Here is a 22991-nt window from a genome sequence, read left to right on the forward strand (position 1 = left end):
CCGGGTGATAACGGCTTGTCCCCAACAATCCCGGGCAACACCCATCAAAAGGGGGTTCCATGGCGCGCCACCGGATCATCGGGCTCGCAGCCACGCTCCTCGCCTTACCCCTCCTCACGGCCCTTCCCGCCACCGCGGAGGCCCCGCACGCCGCCCCACCGGCCCCGGCGCCGTCCGACGTGCGGGAGCTCACCCGCAAGGACTTCACCCTCGACGGCAAGCCGGTCAAGGTGCCGTCGGCGTACCGGGCCAAGCCGAGTGCCAGGGCGAAGGCCGCCGACACGCCGCCGGTCGGCACCGTGCGGCAGTGGCTCGGCATGGACGACTTCAACGGGCGGCTCTACCGCAAGGACTACACGCTGCGCGGCGTCGGCGACAACATCGAGGTGTGGGTCGCCAACGACCTCGCCTTCCCCGCCGGCGACTGCCGCGCGCAGGTCCCGTCCAGCACGCAGGTCACCGACGCGCAGGTGGCGAGCCTCGTCCACGAGTTCGACACCAACATGTACCCGAAGGAGACCGCCGCCTTCAGCAGGCCGCCGGACCGCGACGGCTCCAACGCCGTCCTCGGGCCCGACGCCAACGGCAACGGCGGCGTCTACACCGGCGCGGGCAACCGCACCGTGACGCTCGTGGACAACGTCAGGGACGACAACTTCTACGACTTCCCGGCCGCGCCCACGTACATCGCCGGGTTCTTCTCCTCGCAGTTCAACGAGCTGCTCGACCGCAACGTCATGACGATCGACGCGTTCGACTGGCTGCACCGCACCGGCGCCAACCCGCCGGACGAGCCCACCTCCGACCTGTGCACCTCCCGCCCGGCGCGGCCGCACCAGTACGAGAACACGTTCGCGCACGAGTGGCAGCACCTGGCCCACTACTACACCGACCCGCTGGAGACCACCTGGATGAACGAGGGCCTGTCGGACTTCGCGCAGACCCTCGTGGGATACGCCGACGCGAAGGCCACGGTGTTCGACCGGGGCGCCGACAGCCACATCTACTGCTTCCAGGGCTTCGGCACCGTGCAGACGCCGTACAACACCAACCCGCGCGACTGCGGCGGCCCGGAGAACTCGCTGAACCTGTGGGGCGAGGGCGCCACGGCCAGCGGGGTGCTGGCCGACTACGGCAACGCGTACTCGTTCATGCTGTTCCTGTACGACAGGTACGGCACGGACTTCCTGACGCGCCTGCACCGTGACGGCGACCTGCAGGGCCTGGCCAGCCTGCGGGCGGCGCTGGAGGCGCGCGGCGTCAAGAACCCGTACCAGGTGATCCACGACTACCAGACGACGACCCTGGTGGACAAGATCGTCGGGGAGTCGGCCAGGGGCGTCATGCTCGGCGTGCCGAAGAAGCGGGTGACCACCGCGAGCCTGCGCTCAACGGTCAACCTGGACAACCCGGCGGCGTACAGGACGGCCGGCGCCGCCCCGAACGGCGCCGACTACGTGCCGCTCCAGGCGACCGGCGGGAAGGTCCTGCGCGGGTCGGACCTGCGGTCGCTGTCGTTCGAGGGCGCGAAGACGCTGCCCGCCCAGCCGCTCGCCTGGACCGTCGTCTCCGACGACCCGGACCGGGCCGGCAACCCGGTGCTGTGGTCGGGCAACTCCAGCAATCTCGACGCCGCCGCGGTGACCCGGGTGACGGTCCCCACCGCGGACCCGACGCTGCGCCTCCTGGCCAAGTACGGGGCGGAGAGCGGCTTCGACTACGGCTACGTCGTGGTCTCCACGGACGGCGGCGCCACCTACACCGCCGTCCCCGGCGACCGCACGGTGACGGGCCCGCTCGGCCCGGCGCTCAACGGCACCACCACCGGCTTCGAGCCGCACACCTTCAGCCTGGCGGCCTACGCGGGCAAGGAGATCCTGCTCGGCTTCCGGTACGTCAGCGACGCTGGCGTCAACGAGGGTGGCCTGCGGATCGACGACGTCACGGTCGGCGGCACGGCGGTGAGCGACGGGTCGAGCCTGGAGCCGTTCGACTCGCCGACGGAGATCCACCCGACGCCGGTCGCCAACTGGAACGTCCGCCTCGTCGGGCTGGACGACAAGCACGCGGTGGCGCTCCAGGTGGAGTCCGACGGGCGGCGCACGCTCTCGCTCAACCGGCTCCAGCTCGCCGTGCTGGCCCCGTTCCCGAAGGTGGTCGCGGTGGTCGCCTACGACGACCCGACGGAGCAGGTGGGGCAGTACGCGCCGTACACGCTGAAGGTCAACGGCGTCACCCAGCCGGGGGGCGCCCCGCAGCAGTGACACCGGGGTGAGCCGGCGGGAAGGCGGCGCCTCGCCCCGCACGGGGTGAGGCGCCGCCCGGACCGCTATGACGGCGCGCGGACGATGGGGTGGGTGACGTCGTGGGTGACGAGGTTTCCGCACATGCCCCACCGGTCCTGGGGCGGGCTCTCCATGAGGGCCGCGTCCAGCAGGTGGGCGCCGTCGCCGGCCTGGAGGGCGTCGAGGACGGCGGCGGTGTGGCGGGTCTGGGCGGCGACGTCACGCTCCCACAGGTCGCGCCAGCGGGCCACGTTCGGCCGGACCAGGGCGACGGCGGCGGCGTAGAGGCGGCGCAGCGGCTCGGGGTCGCCGTCGCGGGCGGCGGCGGCCAGGCGCAGGAAGCCGTCCACGGCCAGGTCGCGGCGGCGGGCCACGGCCCGCTCGATCTCCTCGGTGGACGCCGCGGCGGGCAGGGCGGCGGCCGCGCGGTAGCGGCCGGGGTCGCCCACGACGTCCGGGGGGAAGGTCATGACGGCGTCGCCGGCCTCGGGCAGTCCGGCGTTCTGCATGACCACTACCACCCGCAGGCCGTCGTGGTTGACGGCGCGGTGGATGGTGCCGGGGGTGAACCAGACCGTGGAGCCGGGCCGCAGCTCGGTCTCGCGCAGCCCGCGCGCGTCCAGCGTCTGCAGCGCGCCGCTGCCGCCGATCACCACGTACGCCTCGGTGGAGGCGGTGTGCAGGTGCGGCGTGCCGCCCGCCAGGCCGTCGGCCGCGCACACGCCGGAGTAGACCGACAACCGGCTGACCGACGTGCCGCCGGGAAAGCTCCCCTGGTTCAGCTCACGCATCGTGTGGTGCTCCCTCGGACGACCAGACTGGTGGCGAGCTCGATCCGGGTGCCGGTGGACTCGCCGGGATGGGACAGCTCGTCCGCCACGAGCCGGATGGCCTCGTTGGCCATGTCGCCGAGCGGCTGGCGGACGGTGGTGAGCGCGGGCGACATGGTCTCGCAGAGCGGGGCGTCGTCGAAGCCCACGACCGACAGGTCGCCGGGCACCCGGATGCCGCGCTCGGCCGCCGCCTGGTAGACGCCGGCGGCCTGCAGGTCGGAGCCGGCGAAGACGGCGGTGGGCGGGTCGGGCAGGTCCAGCAGCTCGCCCCCGCGTTCCTTGCCGCCGCCGATGAGGAAGTCCCCGAAGCGGGTCAGCACGGGGTCGGGCTCGATGCCGAACGTGCGGTGCGCGGCCAGGTAGCCCTCATGCCGGTCGAGCGTGCACTGCGTGTCGCGCGGGCCGCCGATGAAGCCGATGCGGGTGTGCCCCAGCTCCAGCAGGTGGGTGGCCGCCATGACGCCGCCGGACCAGTTGGTGGCGCCGACCGTCGAGAGCCGGGGGTCGCGCCGGCCGACGGGGTCGAGCAGCACCAGAGGCACGTGCAGCAGCTCCTGGATGGCCGCGACCTCCTCCTGGCCGGCCCGCCACAGCACGAGCACGATCCCGTCGGTGCCGCGTTTGCGCAGGATGCCGAGCCACTGGCGCAGGTCGAAGTCGGGCCGGCCGGAGGAGGTGATGACCAGGGAGAACCCCCAGCGCGCCGCGGCCCGCTCGGCGCCGCTGATCAGAACCTGCGCCCACGGCGAGCCGAGGCCGTCGATGAGCAGGTCCACGAGGCCCACGCGGGGCGCGCCGGCCGGGCGGAGCGCCTCGTACCCGAGGGTCCGCACGGCTTCGAGGACCTTCTCGCGCGTGGCGGCCGAGACGTGCTTCTTGCCGCTGAGCACCTTGGAGACGGTCGGCACCGAGACGTCGGCGGCGGCGGCGACGTCGGCGAGCGTGGCTCGTGACACGGGACCTCCTGTGACCGTGGCGCGCTCTCCGGCGGTCGCCGTCGATACGCAACTTTCCGGAAAATCCGTCGAGCGAGGTCGCCCCGCTGATCGCGGCTGATCAGGCAGGACTGCGAGAGATCGGGCTATTGACATGCTTACAGGCCGGAGCCTAGCGTCACGATACGGCATGTTACGGTAATTTCTTCCGAAAACCAATCAGAAACTTTCTGCCCTCCCCCTTTCTCTCCGCGCCTGATCGGAGATGCCGACCACATGAGGATGGACACCGGTGAAAGCTGAGCCGCACAGCCCGGAGAGCCGCCGGGCGCGGCGGGTCGACGACCTGGTGGCCGGCCTGTCGCTGGACGAGAAGCTCGCGCAGCTCGTCGGCGTATGGCTGAACGTCGACCGCGAGGAGGGGGCCGTCGCCCCGCTCCAGGACGCGATGCAGGGAGAGGACGTCGAGTTCGAGACGTTCGCGCGCCACGGCCTCGGGCACGTCACCCGCCACTACGGCACCCGGCCCGTCGATCCGCGGTGGGCGAGCACGCTGCTGGCCGAGCGGCAGCGCTGGCTGATGGACCACACCCGGCCGGGCATCCCCGCCCTGGCCCACGAGGAGTGCCTGACCGGCCTGGCCGCCTGGCGGGCCACCACCTATCCGGCGCCGCCCGCGTGGGGGGCGTCGTTCGACCCCGTCCTGGTGGAGCGGATGGCCCGGCGGATCGGCGAGGGCATGGCGGCGCTGGGCGTCCACCAGGGCCTCGCCCCGGTCCTCGACGTCATCCGCGACCAGCGGTGGGGGCGGGTCGAGGAGTGCGTGTCCGAGGACCCGTACGAGGTGGCGGTCGTCGGCGCGGCGTACGTGCGGGGGCTCCAGTCGGCCGGGGTGATCGCGACGCTCAAGCACTTCGTCGGCTACAGCAACTCGCGCGCCGGCCGCAACCTCGCGCCGGTCCACGCGGGCCCGCGCGAGGTGGCGGACACGCTGCTGTTCCCGTTCGAGGTGGCGGTGCGCGACGCGGGCGCCGGCTCGGTCATGCACTCGTACGCGGAGATCGACGGAGTGCCGGTCGCCGCCGATCCCACGTACCTGACGGACCTGCTGCGCGGCGCGTGGGGGTTCGAGGGCACGGTCGTCGCGGACTACTTCGGGGTGGCGTTCCTGCACACCCTGCACGCCGTGGCGGAGGACGCCGGGGACGCGGCCGGGCAGGCGCTCACCGCCGGGGTCGACGTCGAGCTGCCCACCGGCGTGGCCTACCTGGAGCCGCTGAAGGAGGCTGTGCGGTCCGGGCGGGTCTCCGAGGACCTGGTGGACCGGGCGCTGCGCCGCGTGCTCACCCAGAAGGCCGCGCTCGGGCTGCTGGACGAGGGCTACGAGCCCGTCCCGTCCGGCCCCGTGGACCTCGACCCGCCCGAGTCGCGGGAGGTGGCGCGCCGGCTCGCCGAGGAGTCGGTCGTGCTGCTCGCCAACGACGGCGTGCTGCCGCTCGGCGACGCCGCGGGCAGGCGGGTGGCGGTCCTCGGGCCGAACGCGGACAGCGTCGCGGCGCTGTTCGGCTGCTACGCGTTCGTCAACCACGTGCTCCCCCACTTCCCCGAGGTGGAGGCCGGCATCGAGGCGCCCACGCTGCTCGCCGCGCTGCGCGCCGAGCTGCCGGACGCCGAGCTGGCCCACGAGCGGGGCACCGGCGTGGACGACGGCGACCGCGCCGGCATCCCCGCCGCCGCCCGGCTGGCCGCCTCCTCCGACGTGGCGGTCCTCGTGCTGGGCGACCGGTCGGGGCTGTTCGGCCGGGGCACCTCCGGCGAGGGCTGCGACGTGGAGTCGCTGGACCTGCCGGGCGCCCAGGCGGAGCTGGCGCGGGCCGTGCTCGCGACCGGGACGCCGACGGTGGTGGTGCTCCTGACCGGCCGGGCGTACGCGGTGCCGGACGTGCTGAAGCGGGCCGCCGCCGTGGTGCAGGCGTTCTTCCCCGGCGAGGAGGGCGCGGGAGCCGTCGCCCGCGTGATCAGCGGCGCGGTCAACCCCTCCGGCCGGCTCCCGATGAGCATGCCGCGCTCGGCGTCGGGCCAGCCGTACAGCTACCTGCACCCGCGGCTCGGCGCGGCAAGCTCCGTCAGCAACATCGACCCCGCGCCCGCGCTGCCCTTCGGCCACGGCCTGAGCTACACGCGCTTCGCCTACACGGACCCGGCCGCCGACGAGACCGTGCCGGCCGGCGGGCCCATCCGCTGCGCGGTGACCGTCCGCAACGCGGGCGAGCGGCCGGGCGCGGAGGTCGTGCAGGTGTACGCCTCCGACACGATCGCCTCGGTCACCCGGCCGCTCGCCCAGCTCGTCGGGTTCGCCCGGGTCGAGCTGGCGCCGGGCCAGGCCGCGCGGGTGGCCTTCGACGTGCCGCCGCGGCTGCTCTCGTTCACCGGCCGGGACGGGCGGCGGGTCGTCGAGCCCGGCGAGGTGGTGCTGTCGGTCCGCCGCTCGGCCGCCGACGTGGTCGCGGAGCTGCCGGTGACGATCACGGGCCCCGTGTACGAGGTCACCGGCGCCGAGCGGCGGCTCACCGAGGTGAGCGTGCACCTCGAGCCCGTCCCCACCCGGCAAGGCCAGGAAGAGGAGCATTCATGACCCCGCACTCCGGGCCGGCCCGGATCGCCATCGTCGGCAGCGGCGGCATCGCCGGCGTCCAGGCCGACGACCTCGCCCGCATGGACGGCGCCGCCGAGCTGGTCGCGGCGGTGGACGTGGACGCCGACCGCGTCGCCGCGTTCGCCCGCACGTGGAACATCCCCCGCGCGTACACCCGGCTGGAGGACCTGCTGCAGGACGCCGAGTGCGACGTCGTCCACCTGTGCTCGCCGCCCGCGCTGCACCGCGAGCAGGCGATCGCCGTCCTGCAGCGCGGCTGGTCGGTGCTGTCGGAGAAGCCGCCGGCGCTGTCGCTGCGCGAGTTCGACGAGATCACGGCGGCCGAGGCCCGCAGCCCCGGCTTCTTCGCCACCGTCTCGCAGCACCGCTTCGGCGGGCGGGCCGTGGCCGTGCGCGAGGCGATCGCCCGCGGCGAGTACGGCCCGCTGCGCCTGGCGCTGTGCGACACGCTCTGGTTCCGCCCGGACTCCTACTTCGAGGTGCCGTGGCGCGGCACCTGGGAATCGGAGGGCGGCGGCCCGACGCTCGGGCACGGCATCCACCAGATGGACCTCCTGCTGTCGCTGGCCGGCCCCTGGGCCTCGGTCCGCGCCGTCGCCGAGCGCAAGGCGCGCGCCACGGACACCGAGGACCTGTCGGTGGCGACGGTGACGCTCGAGAGCGGCGCGACCGTGGTGGCCGTCAACAGCCTGCTGTCCGCACGGGAGACCAGCCACCTGCGCTTCGACTTCGAGCGGGCCACGGTCGAGCTGGAGCACCTGTACGGCTACGGCGACGACGCGTGGCGCCTCACCCCCGCCCCCGGCGCGGACCCCGAGGTGGCCGCCCGCTGGGAGGCGCTGCCGGAGGGCCGGCCCTCCGGGCACTCCGCCCAGTTCGAGGCCGTGATCGACGCGCTGCGCACCGGCGCGGCGCCGCCGGTCGCCTCCGCCGACGCCCGGCAGACCCTGGAGCTCATCGCCGCGATCTACGCCTCCGCCTTCACCGGCGAGGAGGTCGCCCGCGGCCAGATCACCGAAGACTCGCCGTTCCACGCCTCGATGGGCGGCGGCCGAGTCCCCTGGCTCACCCGACCCGACGAAAGGCAAGGACGTTGACCGTCACCGAGCCCGCGAACCGGCTCCAGATCACCGACGAGCACGACCGCTCCCTGCGGCTGACCGCCGGAGGCGTCGAGCTGTTCCGGTACGTCTACGGACCGTGGGACGCCCGGCTGGAGTCGCCCCGGCCGTACTTCCACCCGCTGCGCACGCTGTCCGGCCGGACCGTGTCGCTCTACCGGCCGTGGGACCACGTCTGGCACAAGGGCATCGCCTGGTCGCTGCCGAACGTGGGCGCGCAGAACTTCTGGGGCGGCCCCACCTACTACCGCGACCGCGGCTACGCCCAGGAGGACAACAACGGCTCCACCGTCCACACCGGTTTCACCTCGATCGAAACGGCCGTCGAGACCGGCCAGGACCGCGTCACCGTCGGCGAGACGCTGGACTGGGTGGCGAGCACCGGCGACACGTGGTTCACCGAGCGGCGCGCGTTCGCCGCGACCGTGGACGAGGCGCAGGGCACCTGGACGCTCGCCTACGCCACCGCGTTCACCAACGTCTCCGGCGCGACCGTGCCGATCGGCAGCCCCACGACCGAGGGGCGGCCCAACGCCGGCTACGGCGGTCTGTTCTGGCGGGGACCGCGCTCGTTCAGCGGCGGCCGCGTCTACATGGACGGCCGCACGGGCGGCGACGAGATGATGGGCGAGCGCGGCGGATGGCTCGCCTACGCGGGCGACCACGACGAGACGGGCGGCAGCTCGACGCTCGTCTTCACCGACGACACGCCCGGGACCGGTGAGGAGCCGGTGCGGTGGTTCGTGCGCACCGGCGTCTTCGCCTGCGTCTGCCCCGCGCCGTTCTTCGACACCGTCCGGCCGGTCGAGCCCGGCCAGTCCCTGAGCTTCCGCCACACGGTCACCTTCGCCGACGGCGACACCGGCCCCGGCGGCGCCGAAAGCCTGGCCAAGGCCGCCGCCGGCGCCGCCGCCACGCTTCCCCTCCCCTGACCGGTCCCCTCCCCTGACCGGCCGTTCTCCAGCTCGCCGGAGTACGGGCGCAGCGGCATCACCACTGGAGCACCACGTCGCTACGCTGCTGGAGCGGGCGGCCTTCGACGCGGTGCTGCTCGACGCGGTGCGGCAGGCCGGCGTGGCGAACCCCTTCGAGGGCGTCCCCGCGTACGTGGAGTGCGCGGTGCGCGCGGACGGGGAGCACGAGTACGTGTTCCTCCTCAACCACGACGCCGAGCGCGGCGCGACCGTGCCCGTGGAGGGGACGGACCTGCTCACGGGGCGGCGGTGGGCGGCGAGGTCGAGCCGGCGCCGCTGGGCGCGGCCGTGGTCCGTCCCCTGGCGGGCTGGCTCCCGCCCGGTCAGCGAGCCGTGGTCACCACGATCTTGCCGAACTGGGCGCCGGACTCCATGTGCCGGTGCGCCTCCACGATCTCCTCCAGCGGGAAGAGCCGGTCGACGACCGGGCGGAGGGTGCCGGCACGCAGGCCCGAGGTGATGAACGCCACCGCGCGACGCAGCCGCGCGGGGTCCCGGGTGATCTCGAGCATCGTGTACGTGCGCATGTTGAGGGCGGGCATGCCCAGGTCGAACCCGGGATACGGCGTCGGCTGCCCGCTCTGCGCGCCCCACAGGAACAGCGTCCCGCCGGGGGCCACGGCCCTGGCCAGCTCGGTCACGCCCGGTCCGGCGACGGCGTCGAAGACGTACTCGGCGCCCCGGCCGCCGGTCAGCTCCAGGACCCGTCCGGCGACGTCCTCCTCCTCGGCGACGATCACCTCGGCCGCGCCCTCGTCGAGCAGCCGCCGCTTCTTGGCGGAGGTGCGGGTGACGGCGACCGGCGTCGCGCCCAGGCGGCCGGCCGTGTGGATCGCGGCCACGCCGACGCTGCTGGAGGCCGCGGTCAGCACGACCGTGTCGCCCGCCCGCACGCCGCCCACCTCCGCCATCGCCCCGTAGGCCGTGAGATGGGGCATCCACACCGCCGCGCCGGCCACCGCGTCCACGCCGTCGGGGCGGGGCACGAGCGCGCTCGCCGGCACGACGGCCCGCTCGGCGTACACGCCGTAGTCGTTGTGCGAGAAGGACGGCAGGACGCTGACCGCCTGCCCCTCCCCGAACCCGGTCACGTCCGGGCCGACCGCCTCGATCACCCCGGCCGCCTCGTTGCCGAGCCCGGAGGGGAGCCGCTTGACGGGCTGGATGTACCGGCCGCTCCGGAACAGCGCCTCGGCCCTGTTGAGCCCGATCGCCTCCACCCGGATCCGCACCTCGCCCGGCCCCGGCTCCCCCGGCTCAAGGTCCTCCAGCCGCAGCACCTCGGGCCCGCCGAGCTCGTGGAAGCGCACCGTCCTGGCCATGTCCTCGTCCTCTCGTCACTCGTGTACGGGAGTCACTGTGGGCCATAAGTACGATGGCTGTCAAACTTTGATGGGTGTCGTACCATGGGGTCCATGGGACGCACACCGCCGCATCCGGACGTGTCGCAGGTCGAGCTCCAGCAGGTGCTGGAGGCCCTCGTCGACCCGGTACGCCGCAGCATCGTCACGCAGCTCGACGCCGCCGGCCGGGACCTCGCCTGCGGCACCTTCGACATCGCGGTCAGCAAGTCCACCGCCACCCACCACTTCAAGGTGCTGCGCGAGGCGGGCCTCATCCGGCAGTACTACGTGGGGACGTCCCGGATGAACGCCCTGCGCCGCGCCGAGATGGACGAGGCGTTCCCCGGCCTGCTCGACGCCCTGACCGCGCGCCAGGCCGCCCGGCTCTGACGGAGGCCCGCACGGCTCCGACGGGGGCCCGCACGGCTCTGACCGGGGGCCCGCGCGGCCGGCGGGTCCCGCACCCCGCATCCCGCCGGCCACAGGCCGCCGGCCACAGGTTGTCGGCGCCGGAGAGTAGGGTCGCTCCCATGGATCGGCAACTCACCCTCATGGCCGTGCACGCCCACCCCGACGACGAGTGCCTGAGCACCGGCGGCATCCTCGCCCGCTACACCGACGAGGGCATCCGCACCGTCCTGGTCACCTGTACCAACGGCGAGCAGGGCGACGGCCCGGGCGGCGTCAAGCCGGGCGACCCCGGCCACGACGACGCGGCGGTGGCCGAGCGGCGGCTGGCGGAGCTGCGCGAGTCCGTGGCCCACCTCGGTATCGACCATCTGGAGCTGCTCGGCTACCGCGACTCCGGCATGGAGGGCTGGGAGGCCAACCGGCACCCCGAGGCGTTCGCCAACGTCCCGGTGGAGGCCGCCGCGTCCCGGCTGGCCGAGCTGATCGAGCGCTACCGGCCGCAGGTCGTCGTGACGTACGACGAGACGGGCGGCAGCGGCTACAACCACCCGGACCACGTGCAGACCCACCGCGTCGCCGTCGCGGCCGTCGAGGCGACGGGCATCCCCGACAAGCTCTACTACACGGCGATCCCCCGCGCCTCGATCCGGCGGATGTTCGAGATGATGGCCGAGAGCGGGCTCGACCTCGGCGACTTCCGGCCCTCCGACGACTTCGGCACCCCGGACGAGCTGGTGACGACCGTCGTCGAGGTCGCGCCGTACGTCGAGCGCAAGCTCAAGGCGCTGCGGGCGCACGAGAGCCAGGGCGACAACATCTTCCTGCTCAACATGCCGGAGCAGACGCAGCAGGAGGCGTTCTCGCACGAGGCGTTCACCCGCGTCCAGAGCCGGGTCGACGCCCCGGACCAGGAGGACGACCTCTTCGCCGGCCTCCGCCCGTAACACCTCTTCCGGGGGGAGCGCGCTCCCCCCGGAAGACGGGTCAGGCGACGGTGAAGCCGCCGTCCACCGGCAGGATCGTGCCCGTCACGTACGTCGCGTCGATGAGGTAGCGGATGGCCGCGGCGACGTCGTCCGGACGGCCCACCCGCTTGGCCGGCAGCCCGCTCGCCATCGCCTCGAACTGCGCCGCCCGCGCCTCCTCCGGCAGGAAGCCCCACCACGGCGTGTCGATGACGCCGGGCGACACGACGTTGACCCGGACCGGGGCCAGCTCGGCGGCCAGCGGCGGCACCATCCGCTCGATCGCCCCGTTGACCGCGGCCAGCGTCACCGTGCCCGGCAGCGCCGCCCGCGCGCTGGCCGCGGAGATGAACACGATCGACCCTGTCACCGTGGCGTGCCGCACCGCGGACAGGTAGGCGAACAGCTTGCCCTCGAAGGCCGAGCGGACGTCGTCGGCCCCGGTCTCGGTGGCCGGCCGCATGCCGCCCCCACCCGAGCTGAACGCCAGCACGAGGTGGTCCACCGGGCCGGTCCGCTCGAAGAACGCCGCGACCTGCTCCTCATCCGTGCCGTCCACCGCCTCGGCCAGCGCCACCCGGTCCTTCACCGCGGCCAGCCGCTCCGGGTCGCGGCCGGTGACGATCACCTCGGCGCCGTCCGCCGCCAGCAGCTCCGCCGCGGCCAGGCCGATGCCCGACGTCCCACCCATGATCACAACGCGCATCGCGCGCCCCCTTTTTCTAGACACAGCGTCTCGATATAGAAGAAGCGTAATCCGAGACATCGCGTCTTGTAAAGTGGGGTCATGACGGATCAGCGGAGCCGGGGACGGCCACGGAGTGAGGCTGCACGGCAGGCGATCCTCGCCGCGGCGATGCTCGACCTGGCGGAGCACGGCTACGCGGCGCTCACCATGCAGGGCATCGCCGCGCGCGCCTGCGTGGGCAAGCAGACGGTCTACCGCTGGTGGTCCTCCAAGGCCGACGTCGTGCTGGAAGCGCTGATCGACCGCGCCGAGACCTCGATCACCCTCCCGGACGAGGGCACGCTGGCCGCCGACCTGGACGCGTTCATCGGCGCGACGTTCCGCGAGCGCGGCCTGCGCTCGGTGCTGACCGGCCTGATGGCGCAGGCGCTGCTCGACCCCGAGTTCGCCAAGGCGTTCCGCGACCGGTTCCTGTTCAGCCGCCGCGCCGCGCTGCGGCGGATCCTCGACCGCGCCGCCGCCCGCGGCGAGATCCCCCCGGACGTGGGCCGGGAGCTGCTCATCGACGTGGTGTACGGCGTCCTGTGGTACCGGCTGATGCTGGACCACGCTCCTCTGGGGGAGGACGCGGGCCGGGAACTGACCGGCCTGCTCATACGCGCCGTCTCCCCCTGACCCACCCCGCGACCGCTAACGGAGCGAGCGGATGGCCGCCAGCACCTCGTCGCGGCGCTCCGCCGCCTTCATCCAGGCGGGCAGCCGCTCCAGCATCGTCTGCGACCCCGCCGTCACCGGCCGCTCCCGCAGCGGCGCGGCCACGTACGCCTCCAGCACGTCCAGGTGCGCGAGGTTGTACGCCCACAGCACCCGGCCGCCGCGGCAGGATCGCCGCAGCCACAGCGGCAGCCCGAAGTACGGGTCTTCCGGGCCGCCCAGGCGCGGCACCACGTAGGGGCCGCCGGCGGTGAAGTACGCGTCGCCCCGGCCCGGCTCCCAGCGGTCCGGCGCCCAGTCGGCGACCCGCCCGCACCCGCCGCAGCTCAGCCGGTGCGGAGCCGTCAGCCATCCCACGGCGTGCGCGTGCCGCTCACGGTGGCCGGGGTGGACCGCCACGCACGCGCGGCCGTCGCAGCGCGGGCAGCGCACGAGGATCTCGCGGGCGAAGTGCCACAGCCGCCACCCCTGGTCCCGGAACCGCCTGGACACGTCAGCGGGCCGGGGGCAGCTCGCCCGAGCCCCTGGCGATGAGCCGCGTCGGGATCAGCTCGCGGCGGGCCGCGCGCGAGGGCAGGCCGTCGAGGCGCGACAGCACCAGCTCCGCCGCCGCCGTGCCCAGCGCGGCCGGGTCCTGGGCGACGACCGTGAGCGGCGGCTCCAGCACCTCCGCCAGCGGCAGGTCGTCGAACCCGACCAGCGCCACGTCCCGCCGCCCCGCGCGGGCCAGGGCGACGACCGCCCCCATGGAGGCGAAGTTGTTGGCCGCGAACAGCGCCGTCGGCGGGGCGGGCAGTGCGAGCAGCCGCGCGACGGCCGCGCTGGCCGCCTCCTGGTCGTGACCGCTCTCGACGAGCGCCCGGTCGAACGGCAGCCCCGCCGCCTCCAGCGCGTCGCGGTAGCCCTGGAAGCGCTCGCGCCGGGTGTAGAGGGCGGCGGGCAGGTCACCGACGAAGCCGATGCGGCGGTGCCCGTGGGCGACGAGGTGGGCGACCCCGTCCCGGGCGCCCTCGCGGTTGCCGCTGACCACGTGATCGGCGGCCATGCCGACGGCGGGCCGGTCGAGGAAGACGATGGGCAGCCCGGCGACCCGCTCGGCGCGCAGGTAGCGGTGGTCGCCGTCGGACGACGGCACCACCATGAGCCCGCTGACCCGCCGCGCCAGGAACGTCGCGATCAGGGACCGCTCCAGCTCGGCCGTCTCGCTGGAGGAGCCGACGATGAGGGTCAGGCCGCGCGGGCGGACAGCGCTCTCGACCCCGCCCGCGACGGTGCCGAAGAACGGGTTGCCCATCTCGGGGATGACCAGCCCGATCGCGGCGTCGCGCGCCCCGACCCGCATGTTGCGGGCCATGAGGTTGGGCTGGTAGCCGAGCTTGCGGACCGCCTCCATGACGCGCTCGCGCGTCTCGACCGCGACGGGCCCGTCGTCGTTGAGCACCCGCGACACGGTCTTGGCCGTGACACCCACCTCGCGGGCGACGTCTGCCATCGTGGGTCGCCGCATTCCGACCATGGTAGTGGCGTCAGGACAGGCCGATGGCCTCCGCGGCCCCCTGGTCCGCGACCACCGCCTTGCCGTCGGAGACGGTCATCGCTCCGGTCATGATGGCCACGACCTCGGCCATGCTGTGGTCGCCCGGCTTGATCTGGGCGACCCGGCGGCCGAGCCGCTGGACGTGGATGCGGTCGGCGATCTCGAAGACGTGCGGCATGTTGTGGCTGATCAGGACGACCGGCGTGCCGCGGTCCCGGACCCGCTTGATCATGTCGAGCACCTGGCCCGACTCCTTGACGCCGAGCGCGGCGGTGGGCTCGTCCATGACGACGACGTGCGAGGCCCAGGCCACCGCGCGGGCGACGGCCACGCCCTGCCGCTGCCCGCCGGACAGCGACTCGACGGGCTGGGTCAGGGAGCGCAGCCCGATCTTGAGGTTGGCCATGTGCTCGGCCGACTCCTCCCGCATGCGCTTCTTGTCGAGCATCCGGAACACCGTGCCGAGCGGACCGCGCTTGCGCACCTCGCGGCCGAGGAACATGTTGGTGGCGATGTCGAGCGAGGCGGCGACCGCGAGGTCCTGGTAGACGGTCTCGATGCCGTGCCTGCGCGCTTCCAGGGGGTCGCGGAAGCGCACCGGCTCGCCGTCGAGAAGGATCTCCCCCTCGTCCGGCTGGAGGGCGCCGGTCAGCGCCTTGATGAGGCTGGTCTTGCCGGCGCCGTTGTCGCCGATGACCGCGAGCACCTCGCCGGGCATGAGGTCGAAGTCGGCGCCGTCCAGCGCCGTCACGTGGCCGTAGCGCTTGACCAGGCCGCGGGCCTGGAGCACGGGTGTCATCGGGTCCTCCTGCGGGAGAGCTGGTCGACGGTGACGGCGAGGATCACCAGGATGCCGGTGATGAGAGTCTGATAGATCGACGGTACGCCCATGAGTTGGAGGCCGTTGCGGAAGACTCCCACGATGAGGGCGCCGATCAGGGTGCCCAGCACGGTCCCGCGCCCGCCGAACAGGCTCGTGCCGCCGAGGACGACCGCGGTGATGCTGTCGAGGTTGTCGGTCTGGCCGGCCTGCGGGTCGCCGACCCCCGTACGGGACACCAGCAGCAGCGCCGCGATGCCGTACACAAGACCGGCCACCGTGTAGACGCCGACGAGGAGCCGGTTGGTGCGGATGCCGGTGAGGCGGGCCACCTCGGCGCTGTTGCCGAGCGCGTACACGTGACGGCCCCAGGCGGTCTGGCCGAGCAGGTAGGCGAACAGCAGGAACAGCACGATGGTGAGCAGCGACCCGTAGGTGACGTTGGTGCCGCCGATGCGGAAGGTCTGCCCGAGGTACGTCATCGCGGGCGGCAGGTTCGTGACCGTCTGGTCCTGCGAGTAGATGTGGGTCAGCGCGAACACCACGTTCAGCATGCCCAGCGTGACGATGAACGGCGGCAGGTTGATCTTCATCACCAGCAGCCCGTTGAGCAGGCCGAAAGCCGCGCACACGACCAGCCCGGCCGCGATCGCGAGCAGCGGCGGCAGCCCGCTGTCCACGGCCAGCTTGGTCATCACGATCCCGCCGAACGCCATGATGGCGCCGTTCGACAGGTCGATGCCCGCGGTCAGGATGATGAGGGTCTGGCCGATGGCCAGCGTGCCCACGACCATCACCTGCTGGATGATCAGCGAGAAGTTGCCGCCGGTCAGGAACTGGTCGCTCTTGAGGGAGAAGAACACGCACGCCAGCACGAGCGCCGCCAGGGGCCCCGCGGTGGGCGTGGACACGATGCGGCGCGTCAGCGTCGCCTGCATGACGGCCATGTCAGCCCCAGCAGTTCGCCAGGCCGAAGGCGGTGTCCTTGGCGTCGACGCCGGGGACCGCCTTGTCGGTGATCAGCGTGACGCCGGTGTCGGTGTAGCCGGAGGGCTTCTTGCCGCTCTTGGCGAACGCGGAGACGGCGTTGACGCCCTGCTCGGCCATCTTCAGCGGGTACTGCTGCGACGTCGCGGCGATCTGCCCGGCCTGGACGGCCTTGACGCCCGTGCAGCCGCCGTCGACGGAGACGACGAGCACGTCCTTGTCGCGGCCCTCGGCCTTGAGCGCGGTGTGGGCGCCGAGCGCGGCGGGCTCGTTGATGGTGTAGACGAGGTTGATGTCGGGCGCCTTCTGCAGGCAGTTCTCCATCGCGGTCTGACCCTTGGCCTGGTCGCCGCGGGTGTCCTGCGAGCAGACGATCCGCGGGTCGCCCTGGGCGATGCCGAAGCCCTTCAGGAAGCCGTCGTGGCGGAGCTGGCCCACGGTGATGCCGGGCGCCAGGTCCAGGGTGGCGATCTTGACGGGCTTGCCCGCCATCGCCGCCTTGGCGTACTGGCCGATCAGCTCGCCGGCCTTGAGGTTGTCGGTGGCGAACAGCGCGTCCGTGGCGCTCTGCGGCTCGGTCGGCGTGTCGAGCGCGATCACGACGACACCCGCGTCCCTGGCCTTCTTGATGGCGGGGACGATGGCCTTGGTGTCGCTCGGGGTGATGAGGATGCCCTTGACGCCGGCGGCCACCATGTTCTCGATGGCGGTGATCTGGGAGGCGTTGTCCCCGTCGAACTTGCCGGCCGCCGTCATGAGCTCCATGCCGTCGGCCTTGGCGGCCTTCTCGGCGCCCTCCTTCATCTTCACGAAGAACGGGTTGGTCTCCGTCTTCGTGATGAGTCCGACCTTCGCGGCGCCGGCCTCCTGGCCGCCGCCCCCACTGTTGCCGCCGCATCCGGCTGCCAGCAGTGCGGCAGCCAGGAGACCGGCCGAGAGCCTTGCTTTCATGGTGGCTTCCTAACAGAGTGGTCTCGGTTTTAATCGTACTATCAGGGCTAACGCAATGTCATCGTTGACACATGTCAACGTTGACATTGGCTGTGTTGCGATGATGAACTCCGAGCCTGGAAACGTCAATGCTTTCGCCCCGTAACGAATCGGCAACACTGGGAGACGTGGTCGGTCGGCAACGTGGCGGAAAGGAAGATCCGATGATCGCTGTCCTCGGCGAGTGCGTGGCCGACGCCTTCGCCGAACACGGGCCCGGCCCCGAGCGGCCGCAAGAGGCGGGGAGCCGGCCTGACGCCCAGGCCGGTGAGCTGACGCTGCGGGTGCACGCGGGCGGCGGCCCCGCCAACACGGCCGTGGCCCTGGCGCGGCTCGGCACGCCCACCAGGTTCCTGGGGCGGCTGTCGGGCGACGTGTTCGGGCGGCTGTTCCGCGACCGGCTCGCCTCCTCGGGCGTCGACCTGACGGCGTGCGTGGACGCCGCCGAGCCGAGCACGCTCGCGGTCGCCTCGCTCGACGAGCGCGGCCAGGCCGCCTACGGCTTCCACGCCGAGGGCGCAGCCGACTGGGCGTGGACGTCCGCCGAGCTGGCCTCCCGCGACCTGGGCGGGGCGTCGTGCCTGCACACCGGCTCGCTGGCCCTGGTCAGGCAGCCGGGCCGCGACGCGGTCGAGGCGTTCGCGGCGGGGGCGGCGAGCCGCGGCGCGACCGTGTCGATCGACCCCAACGTCAGGCCGAGCCTGGCGCCGCGCGAGGCGTACGACGTGCCGCGCTGGTGCGCGTTCGCGGACATCCTCAAGCTGAGCGACGACGACCTCGCCTTCCTCGCCCCGGACGAGCCGGTGGAGCGGGTCTGCGACACCTGGCACGCCGCGGGGGCGCCGCTGGTCATCGTCACCCGGGGCGGCGCCGGGGCGCTCGTCTCGCTGAACGGCGCGCGGACGGAGGTCGCGGCACCGCGGGTCACGGTCGTGGACACGGTCGGCGCCGGAGACGCGTTCACCGCCGGGCTGCTGCACCGGCTCGGCGACCGGGGCCTGCTGGGCGGCCGGCTGGACGGGCTGGACCTGGAGACGGCCGCCGACGCCGCCGCGTTCGCCGCCCGGGTGGCGGCCCTGACGTGCGCGGTCGCGGGCGCCGACCCGCCGTGGGCACGCGACCTGGACGACCGGGCGACCGCCTGAGGCCGCCCGGCCCGCGGAGATCGTTTGCCCCCGCGGGCGGCGGGTAGGGCCGGGGCGGGGGTGTCGAGATGGCAGAGTACGAAGCGACGCGAGAGATGCCCGCGACCAGTGCGACGGTCTTCGAGGTGGCCTCCGACGTGGGGCTCGTCAACCAGTGGCTGCCGCACGGGCTGATCGTGCGCGACAGCGGCGCGGGCACCGTGGAGGCGGCCGGCGACGTGGTGCCGGGCGACGGCGAGCACGAGGGCCTGTTCGGCGCCTCGAAGGACCAGCTGCGCGTGGAGTGGGGCGGGCGCGACCACCCCGGCTACGCGGGCTGGCTGCAGGTCTCCGACCGGGGCGACGGCGCCAGCGAGGTCACCGTGCACATCTCGCTGCTCGACGAGCCCGAGGAGGAGACGTCGCAGGAGCGGCGCTCGGAGGTGCGGGGCATGCTGGACGAGTCGCTCGACCGGCTGGCCGGCGAGGTCGCCCGGCGCGCCTGAGCGCACCGGGCCGGCCCTGCCGTGGACCGCCGTTCACCGCCACGAGGCTCTGTCGGTCGTCAGGCGTCCTCGCGGTCCGGGTTCTCCAGGCGGAAGAAGTTGCTCTCCTTGCCGTCCTTCGTGTGCTCCTGGTAGATGAAGTTCAGCTTCCGCTCGTCGAACGTCCTGAACCAGTCGTCCCAGGAGATCTCCTGGAGGTCGCCGCCGCCGTAGCCGGGGAAGTCGAACCTGAGCACGCCGGGGTGTCCCTCGTGCTCCGTGCCCGGCACCGTGGAGGGACGGGCCTTGCGGTGCTCGGCCCACTGGCGGATCACGTCGTGGTCGGTGGTGACGAGGCTGCGGCCGGGCCGCTCCTCGTGCTCCTCCGTCGAGTCGATGTGCTGCTGGTACTTGTGCTCGCCCTCGACGGGCCGGTTCTGCTCTGCCACGATTCCCCCCGGTGTGTTTCCCCTGGTGACAGGTGCTTCCGGGTCCGTTACCCCGCATCCCGTACGGCATGCGTCACGGGCCGGGAGCCCCGGTGGCGACCCGGGAGCCTCGGGCGGAGGCGTGGGGTTCTCGGGGGGAAGGCGTGGGGGCCGCCGCCGCGCCGGCCCGGGGCACGGCGGCTGGGCCACCCTCGGCTCGTCTCGCCGCCGGCCGCGGTGAGCGGGGGCGCGCAAGACGCGTCCTCCCCCTTATACGGTGCCGCGGGCCGTTCGTCATCCCCCGGTGCGCCTGCGCGAGGGCGTGTCGCCGGAACTGCCGGCGTCGCCGGCGTCCTCCGCCGCCCGGGACCGGTCGAGCGCCGGCTGCCCGAACCACGCCCACACCGCCAGCAGCGCGACGGCCCCGGCCGTGACCATCCCGATGGCGCTGTGGAACAGGAAGTCCACCACCAGCATGGTCGCCGCGGTCATCGACACGGCCAGCGCCAGCGCCCCGGCGATCCCGTACGCGTTGGAGCGCCGTACGAGCGTCTCCTTCAGCCCCTGCCGGAACAGCACCCGGTGCTGCGTCGCCGGCGCGATGTAACAGATGGACGCGACGGCCGCGCTGACCAGCGCCACGTAGAACAGCCGCCGGTCGCCCTCCCCGAGCCGGACGAACCCCGGCGAGAACGGCACCGTGAGCAGGAAGGCGAACAGCACCTGGACCCCGGTCACCGCCACGCGAGCGCCCTGCAGCAACTCGACGAAGTTGCGGTCGGCGCGCTCCTTCCCGGACTCCAACTCCTGATCCACCTGGGCCGCCCTTCCACCTCTTGCCGTCACGCGGACGTTCTGCACTGACCTCGCGCCTCGTCTTTCCGGGCGCGGGGCGGCGAAACCTCCTCCGCGGGCGGCGGAGACGGCGCGGCGGGCGAAGCCGCTGATCAAGGACCGGACGGCGGGGTCAGGGCGAGTAGAACCAGGGCTCGCGCAGGTCGTGGTAGACCGGCGCGCCCTCGAACTGCCCCATCAGCTCCTCGAACGCCTCGCGCAGCCGCGCCGGCAGCTCCTTGCTCTCCCCCTGCCGCGCCTCCTCCTCGGAGCTGAAGTACGCGGTCTCGACGTACCCGCCGTCGGCGGACACGGCCGCCAGCCCGCCGATGAGGTCGGGCCGGCACCCGTCGAGGTCCGGCTCGATGCGGCGCAGCACCTCCCGCACGCGCTCCGGCTCGCGGACCCGCCCCTCGATCACCTGGACGAACCCGGCCGAGTCGGACCCTCCGCGCAGGTACACGTCCACCTGGTCACAGTCGTGGAAGGCCACCTCGCCGGAGAACAGCTTGGCGGTCTCCATCCACCACTGGGTCTGCTCGGGCCGGTCGGAGTTGCGCCGCGCCTCCTCCCGCGACTCGAACCGGGCCACGGCCACCAGCGTGCCGTCGGCGGTCACGCCGGCGGTGGTGCCGAGCCAGCCGTGCGAGCCGGGCGCCAGATCGCGGGCCCACCGGTCCAGCGCCTGGCGGGCCTCGGTCACGTCGGCCACCCGCCCCTGGAAGACCTGGACGAACATCGCCGCCTCCCCTCTCCGGACTCCCTCGCCTGTCCCCCACCACGCTAGGAGCGCCCGCCTGGCCGGTCGACCGGCCGGGTCCCTCGTGGGCCCCAAGAGTTGGTGACGCTACCGCCGCCGGGGGTCGGGCTCGTAGAGGTCGCTGAGCGGGGCCAGCCGCGCGACGGGCACGTCGAGCCGGAACGCGGGCTTCCCGGACTCGGGCCCCGTGTACCCGGCCGTCCCGACCTGCTCCCACCGGACCAGCCTGGCGCCGGCGAACCTGCCGCGGAGGAAGGCGCTGACCAGCCAGGGGGCCCGGCCGCCGGGCCCGCGCTCATAGCCGAACAGCCGGGATCGCCAGCCGGGCACCACGATGAGGTCCGCGACGGTGAACGCCTGCTGCACCTGCCGCAGCAGCGGGCCGTCCTGACGCAGCCGGATGTCGGCCACCCGGCCGACGGGCACGCCGTCGGAGTCGATCACCGGCCGGTCGAGGTAGGCGCTGAGCCGCGCGGCAGGGACGTCACCGTGGGTCGCGGGGTTCTTCCGCTGCGCGGAATCGCCGCCGCTGCCGGGGATCCTGGCGACGATGTTCTGCCTGGCCCAGGTCTCCAGCGCGGGCTCCTCCGGCTCGCCCCCCACCTCGACGGCGGCGCCCAGCTCGGTGACCAGGTGCATGGGGATGCGCCACGGCTGGGGGCGCTCCTGCGGGCTGAGGAGCTCGGCGAGCGCCACCATGAGCCGGCCTGGGATACCGCCGAGGCGGGGGCCGAGCGCCAGCGGGCCGGCCAGGATCGCGGTCACGTACGGCGGGTCGCCGGTCAGCTCCAGGTCGTCCACCTTGCAGACGAGCCTGCCGGTGGAGACGCGCACCACCTGCCGGTCGAGCAGGTGCAGCCCCGCGTGGATCTCTCTGGCTCTCATTGGCCCGCCTTCGTCGCGATCATGAGCGGGATCGCCACCACGGCGACCACGCCGAGGAGCAGCATGTAGAAGGTGCCGAGCGCGTTGGTGCAGCGGCTGTTGACCCGCTCGCCCATGTAGTCGGGGTCGTTGGCGATCATCAGGACGGGCAGGTACGTCAGCGGCAATGCCACGGCCGAGAACACCAGCGAGTACTCCGTCACCATGATCGGGTCGATGGTGGTGAGGATGAGCGCGGCGGCCAGGACCACCGTCACGAGCACCACGGTGTGGAACCTGGCGGCGTCGACGGGCCGCACCAGCTTGCCCCACTGCCAGCCGAAGTACTGGCCGAGGGTGTAGCCGCACGACAGCGCGGTCTCCAGGGTGGCGCCGAACGTGGCCGCGAACACGCCGAGGATGACGAGCGCGAGCCCGGCCTGGCCGAGGCCCAGGCCGACCGGCAGCACGATCTGCGCCAGCGAGTCCACCTGCGCCTGGACCGGCAGGAACACGGTGGCGGCGCAGGCCGCGATGGCCAGGGACAGCACCCCGCCGAGGGGGAAGCCGACGAACACGTTGGCCCGCGCCACACTCAGGTCCTCGCGCGTCCACTTCTCCTCCACGCCGCCGGAGGAGAAGAAGAACACCTCGTACGGCGTCATGGCGCCGCCGAGCAGGGCCACGGCGTAGTACCAGTACGTCGGCGCGCCCTCGGCCTGCGGCGGCGAGGCGAGCTGGCCGGCCAGCTCCCCCCAGTCGGGCCCGAGCTTCCACAGCGCGACGGCGAACACCACCAGCACCAGCCCGAGGAGCCCGAAGACCCGCTCCATGGTCTCGAACTTGACCCGCCACATCACCAGCCAGGCGACGAGCGCCACGGCCGGCACCCACAGCAGGTAGTTGACCCCGGTGGCCAGCTCCAGGGCGAGCGACGCGCCGCCGATCTCCGCGGCGAGGGTGAGCAGGCTGACGAAGAACGACGCCCCGAGGTTGACCACGCCCGCCCTCGGCCCGAGCCGTTCGCGTACGAGGTCGAAGACGGGCCGCTGCGAGACGGCGGCGATGCGGCCGGACATCTCGGCGAACAGGCAGATCCCGACCACGCCGACCACGACCACCCAGGCCAGCGACATGCCGAACCTGGCTCCCACGAGCGCGTTGGCCACCAGGTCGCCGATGTCCACGAACCCGCCGAACGCCGTGAGGATGCCGAGCGTCACGGCGAACATCTTCT

General features: G+C 73.2%; 24 protein-coding genes. 9 read left to right on the forward strand and 15 right to left on the reverse strand.

The genetic code is table 11. The annotated features are described in order from the left end of the window. The first annotated feature begins 59 nt into the window (after nt 1-59). The gene (locus ACIBG4_RS30760) at nt 60-2264 is read left to right on the forward strand and encodes a hypothetical protein (protein ID WP_397204778.1); all 2205 of its coding nucleotides are present in this window, start codon (nt 60-62) and stop codon (nt 2262-2264) included. 65 nt (nt 2265-2329) lie between these two features. Here ACIBG4_RS30760 and ACIBG4_RS30765 read toward each other — a convergent pair whose 3' ends face one another. After that, nucleotides 2330-3076, reverse strand: coding sequence for a cupin domain-containing protein (locus tag ACIBG4_RS30765; RefSeq protein WP_397204779.1), 747 nt, complete (start codon nt 3074-3076; stop codon nt 2330-2332). Continuing rightward, the gene (locus tag ACIBG4_RS30770; RefSeq protein ID WP_397204780.1) at nt 3064-4074 is read right to left on the reverse strand and encodes a LacI family DNA-binding transcriptional regulator; all 1011 of its coding nucleotides are present in this window, start codon (nt 4072-4074) and stop codon (nt 3064-3066) included. Before ACIBG4_RS30770 ends, ACIBG4_RS30765 begins: the two co-directional genes overlap by 13 nt. A 271-nt stretch (nt 4075-4345) precedes the next feature. Here ACIBG4_RS30770 and ACIBG4_RS30775 point away from each other — a divergent pair, with 271 nt between their 5' ends. From ACIBG4_RS30775 to ACIBG4_RS30785, 3 genes are read left to right on the forward strand one after another with little or no spacing between them, the layout of a single operon-like run. Continuing rightward, nucleotides 4346-6688, forward strand: a complete 2343-nt coding sequence (locus tag ACIBG4_RS30775; RefSeq protein ID WP_397204781.1) for a beta-glucosidase — start codon at nt 4346-4348, stop codon at nt 6686-6688. After that, entirely contained in the window at nt 6685-7806 is a 1122-nt protein-coding gene (locus ACIBG4_RS30780; RefSeq protein WP_397204782.1) for a Gfo/Idh/MocA family protein, read from the forward strand. Before ACIBG4_RS30775 ends, ACIBG4_RS30780 begins: the two co-directional genes overlap by 4 nt. Next, complete coding sequence (locus ACIBG4_RS30785) at nt 7803-8762, forward strand: PmoA family protein (RefSeq protein WP_397204783.1); 960 nt, start codon at nt 7803-7805, stop codon at nt 8760-8762. Before ACIBG4_RS30780 ends, ACIBG4_RS30785 begins: the two co-directional genes overlap by 4 nt. 58 nt (nt 8763-8820) lie before the next feature. On the opposite strand, the gene ACIBG4_RS30790 is transcribed toward ACIBG4_RS30785, so the two are convergent. Then, on the reverse strand, nt 8821-8970 hold the full coding sequence (locus tag ACIBG4_RS30790; RefSeq protein WP_397204812.1) for a hypothetical protein: 150 nt from the start codon (nt 8968-8970) through the stop codon (nt 8821-8823). Between the two features lie 157 nt (nt 8971-9127). After that, nucleotides 9128-10126: a zinc-dependent alcohol dehydrogenase family protein gene (locus ACIBG4_RS30795; protein ID WP_397204784.1), complete on the reverse strand. Its 999-nt coding sequence runs from the start codon at nt 10124-10126 to the stop codon at nt 9128-9130. A 93-nt stretch (nt 10127-10219) separates the two neighbouring features. Here ACIBG4_RS30795 and ACIBG4_RS30800 point away from each other — a divergent pair, with 93 nt between their 5' ends. Together ACIBG4_RS30800 and ACIBG4_RS30805 are read left to right on the forward strand one after the other, a co-directional pair. Further along, complete coding sequence (locus ACIBG4_RS30800) at nt 10220-10537, forward strand: ArsR/SmtB family transcription factor (protein ID WP_397204785.1); 318 nt, start codon at nt 10220-10222, stop codon at nt 10535-10537. Nucleotides 10538-10677: 140 nt separating this feature from the next. After that, complete coding sequence (locus tag ACIBG4_RS30805; protein ID WP_310712120.1) at nt 10678-11502, forward strand: PIG-L family deacetylase; 825 nt, start codon at nt 10678-10680, stop codon at nt 11500-11502. A gap of 40 nt (nt 11503-11542) precedes the next feature. On the opposite strand, the gene ACIBG4_RS30810 is transcribed toward ACIBG4_RS30805, so the two are convergent. Then, nucleotides 11543-12229: an SDR family oxidoreductase gene (locus ACIBG4_RS30810; RefSeq protein ID WP_310712119.1), complete on the reverse strand. Its 687-nt coding sequence runs from the start codon at nt 12227-12229 to the stop codon at nt 11543-11545. A gap of 81 nt (nt 12230-12310) precedes the next feature. Between ACIBG4_RS30810 and ACIBG4_RS30815 the strand changes: the two genes are divergently transcribed. Further along, complete coding sequence (locus ACIBG4_RS30815; protein WP_397204786.1) at nt 12311-12886, forward strand: TetR/AcrR family transcriptional regulator; 576 nt, start codon at nt 12311-12313, stop codon at nt 12884-12886. 15 nt (nt 12887-12901) lie between these two features. Here the strand turns inward: ACIBG4_RS30815 and ACIBG4_RS30820 are convergent, their stop codons facing one another. Genes ACIBG4_RS30820 through ACIBG4_RS30840 form a run of 5 tightly spaced genes read right to left on the reverse strand, consistent with a single transcriptional unit; the run spans nt 12902 to nt 17220 of the window. Continuing rightward, on the reverse strand, nt 12902-13417 hold the full coding sequence (locus ACIBG4_RS30820; RefSeq protein WP_397204787.1) for a hypothetical protein: 516 nt from the start codon (nt 13415-13417) through the stop codon (nt 12902-12904). A 1-nt stretch (nt 13418) separates the two neighbouring features. After that, nucleotides 13419-14432, reverse strand: a complete 1014-nt coding sequence (locus ACIBG4_RS30825) for a LacI family DNA-binding transcriptional regulator (RefSeq protein ID WP_355435589.1) — start codon at nt 14430-14432, stop codon at nt 13419-13421. Nucleotides 14433-14451: 19 nt separating this feature from the next. Beyond that, nucleotides 14452-15261 carry an ATP-binding cassette domain-containing protein gene (locus ACIBG4_RS30830; protein ID WP_397204788.1) on the reverse strand — a complete coding sequence of 270 codons (810 nt, stop codon included), beginning with the start codon at nt 15259-15261 and terminating at the stop codon, nt 14452-14454. Then, nucleotides 15258-16229, reverse strand: a complete 972-nt coding sequence (locus ACIBG4_RS30835; RefSeq protein WP_310712113.1) for an ABC transporter permease — start codon at nt 16227-16229, stop codon at nt 15258-15260. Before ACIBG4_RS30835 ends, ACIBG4_RS30830 begins: the two co-directional genes overlap by 4 nt. A gap of 1 nt (nt 16230) precedes the next feature. Further along, a complete protein-coding gene (locus ACIBG4_RS30840) occupies nt 16231-17220 on the reverse strand; it encodes a sugar ABC transporter substrate-binding protein (protein WP_355435598.1) in 990 nt (329 codons plus the stop codon). Nucleotides 17221-17423: 203 nt separating this feature from the next. Between ACIBG4_RS30840 and ACIBG4_RS30845 the strand changes: the two genes are divergently transcribed. Both ACIBG4_RS30845 and ACIBG4_RS30850 read left to right on the forward strand, forming a co-directional pair. Then, nucleotides 17424-18404 (forward strand): carbohydrate kinase, encoded by a 981-nt coding sequence (locus ACIBG4_RS30845; RefSeq protein ID WP_397204789.1) that lies wholly within the window; start codon nt 17424-17426, stop codon nt 18402-18404. 68 nt (nt 18405-18472) lie between these two features. After that, entirely contained in the window at nt 18473-18889 is a 417-nt protein-coding gene (locus ACIBG4_RS30850) for an SRPBCC family protein (protein ID WP_310712110.1), read from the forward strand. Nucleotides 18890-18948: 59 nt separating this feature from the next. Here the strand turns inward: ACIBG4_RS30850 and ACIBG4_RS30855 are convergent, their stop codons facing one another. From ACIBG4_RS30855 to ACIBG4_RS30875, 5 genes are all read right to left on the reverse strand, one after another. Further along, a complete protein-coding gene (locus ACIBG4_RS30855) occupies nt 18949-19317 on the reverse strand; it encodes a hypothetical protein (protein WP_310712109.1) in 369 nt (122 codons plus the stop codon). 273 nt (nt 19318-19590) lie between these two features. Beyond that, entirely contained in the window at nt 19591-20112 is a 522-nt protein-coding gene (locus tag ACIBG4_RS30860) for a DUF6328 family protein (RefSeq protein ID WP_397204790.1), read from the reverse strand. Nucleotides 20113-20263: 151 nt separating this feature from the next. Continuing rightward, a complete protein-coding gene (locus ACIBG4_RS30865; RefSeq protein ID WP_397204791.1) occupies nt 20264-20869 on the reverse strand; it encodes a hypothetical protein in 606 nt (201 codons plus the stop codon). Nucleotides 20870-20977: 108 nt separating this feature from the next. Beyond that, complete coding sequence (locus ACIBG4_RS30870; protein ID WP_397204792.1) at nt 20978-21775, reverse strand: hypothetical protein; 798 nt, start codon at nt 21773-21775, stop codon at nt 20978-20980. Next, entirely contained in the window at nt 21772-22986 is a 1215-nt protein-coding gene (locus ACIBG4_RS30875) for an NRAMP family divalent metal transporter (RefSeq protein WP_397204811.1), read from the reverse strand. The genes ACIBG4_RS30870 and ACIBG4_RS30875 overlap by 4 nt, the downstream gene beginning before the upstream one ends. Nucleotides 22987-22991 lie beyond the last annotated feature (5 nt).

The sequence above is a fragment of the Nonomuraea sp. NPDC050383 genome (assembly GCF_044459125.1).
Lineage (GTDB): Bacteria > Actinomycetota > Actinomycetes > Streptosporangiales > Streptosporangiaceae > Nonomuraea.

What these genes read in the sequence shown, in the direction of transcription:
- ACIBG4_RS30765 (WP_397204779.1), bottom strand. Translation starts at nt 3,076, where the DNA reads ATGCGTGAGCTGAACCAGGGGAGCTTTCCCGGCGGCACGTCGGTCAGC.
- ACIBG4_RS30835 (WP_310712113.1), bottom strand. Translation starts at nt 16,229, where the DNA reads ATGGCCGTCATGCAGGCGACGCTGACGCGCCGCATCGTGTCCACGCCC.
- ACIBG4_RS30810 (WP_310712119.1), bottom strand. Translation starts at nt 12,229, where the DNA reads ATGCGCGTTGTGATCATGGGTGGGACGTCGGGCATCGGCCTGGCCGCG.
- ACIBG4_RS30845 (WP_397204789.1), top strand. Translation starts at nt 17,424, where the DNA reads ATGATCGCTGTCCTCGGCGAGTGCGTGGCCGACGCCTTCGCCGAACAC.
- ACIBG4_RS30825 (WP_355435589.1), bottom strand. Translation starts at nt 14,432, where the DNA reads ATGCGGCGACCCACGATGGCAGACGTCGCCCGCGAGGTGGGTGTCACG.
- ACIBG4_RS30800 (WP_397204785.1), top strand. Translation starts at nt 10,220, where the DNA reads ATGGGACGCACACCGCCGCATCCGGACGTGTCGCAGGTCGAGCTCCAG.
- ACIBG4_RS30780 (WP_397204782.1), top strand. Translation starts at nt 6,685, where the DNA reads ATGACCCCGCACTCCGGGCCGGCCCGGATCGCCATCGTCGGCAGCGGC.
- ACIBG4_RS30760 (WP_397204778.1), top strand. Translation starts at nt 60, where the DNA reads ATGGCGCGCCACCGGATCATCGGGCTCGCAGCCACGCTCCTCGCCTTA.
- ACIBG4_RS30840 (WP_355435598.1), bottom strand. Translation starts at nt 17,220, where the DNA reads ATGAAAGCAAGGCTCTCGGCCGGTCTCCTGGCTGCCGCACTGCTGGCA.
- ACIBG4_RS30875 (WP_397204811.1), bottom strand. Translation starts at nt 22,986, where the DNA reads ATGTTCGCCGTGACGCTCGGCATCCTCACGGCGTTCGGCGGGTTCGTG.
- ACIBG4_RS30850 (WP_310712110.1), top strand. Translation starts at nt 18,473, where the DNA reads ATGGCAGAGTACGAAGCGACGCGAGAGATGCCCGCGACCAGTGCGACG.
- ACIBG4_RS30830 (WP_397204788.1), bottom strand. Translation starts at nt 15,261, where the DNA reads ATGACACCCGTGCTCCAGGCCCGCGGCCTGGTCAAGCGCTACGGCCAC.
- ACIBG4_RS30815 (WP_397204786.1), top strand. Translation starts at nt 12,311, where the DNA reads ATGACGGATCAGCGGAGCCGGGGACGGCCACGGAGTGAGGCTGCACGG.
- ACIBG4_RS30865 (WP_397204791.1), bottom strand. Translation starts at nt 20,869, where the DNA reads ATGTTCGTCCAGGTCTTCCAGGGGCGGGTGGCCGACGTGACCGAGGCC.
- ACIBG4_RS30870 (WP_397204792.1), bottom strand. Translation starts at nt 21,775, where the DNA reads ATGAGAGCCAGAGAGATCCACGCGGGGCTGCACCTGCTCGACCGGCAG.
- ACIBG4_RS30805 (WP_310712120.1), top strand. Translation starts at nt 10,678, where the DNA reads ATGGATCGGCAACTCACCCTCATGGCCGTGCACGCCCACCCCGACGAC.
- ACIBG4_RS30795 (WP_397204784.1), bottom strand. Translation starts at nt 10,126, where the DNA reads ATGGCCAGGACGGTGCGCTTCCACGAGCTCGGCGGGCCCGAGGTGCTG.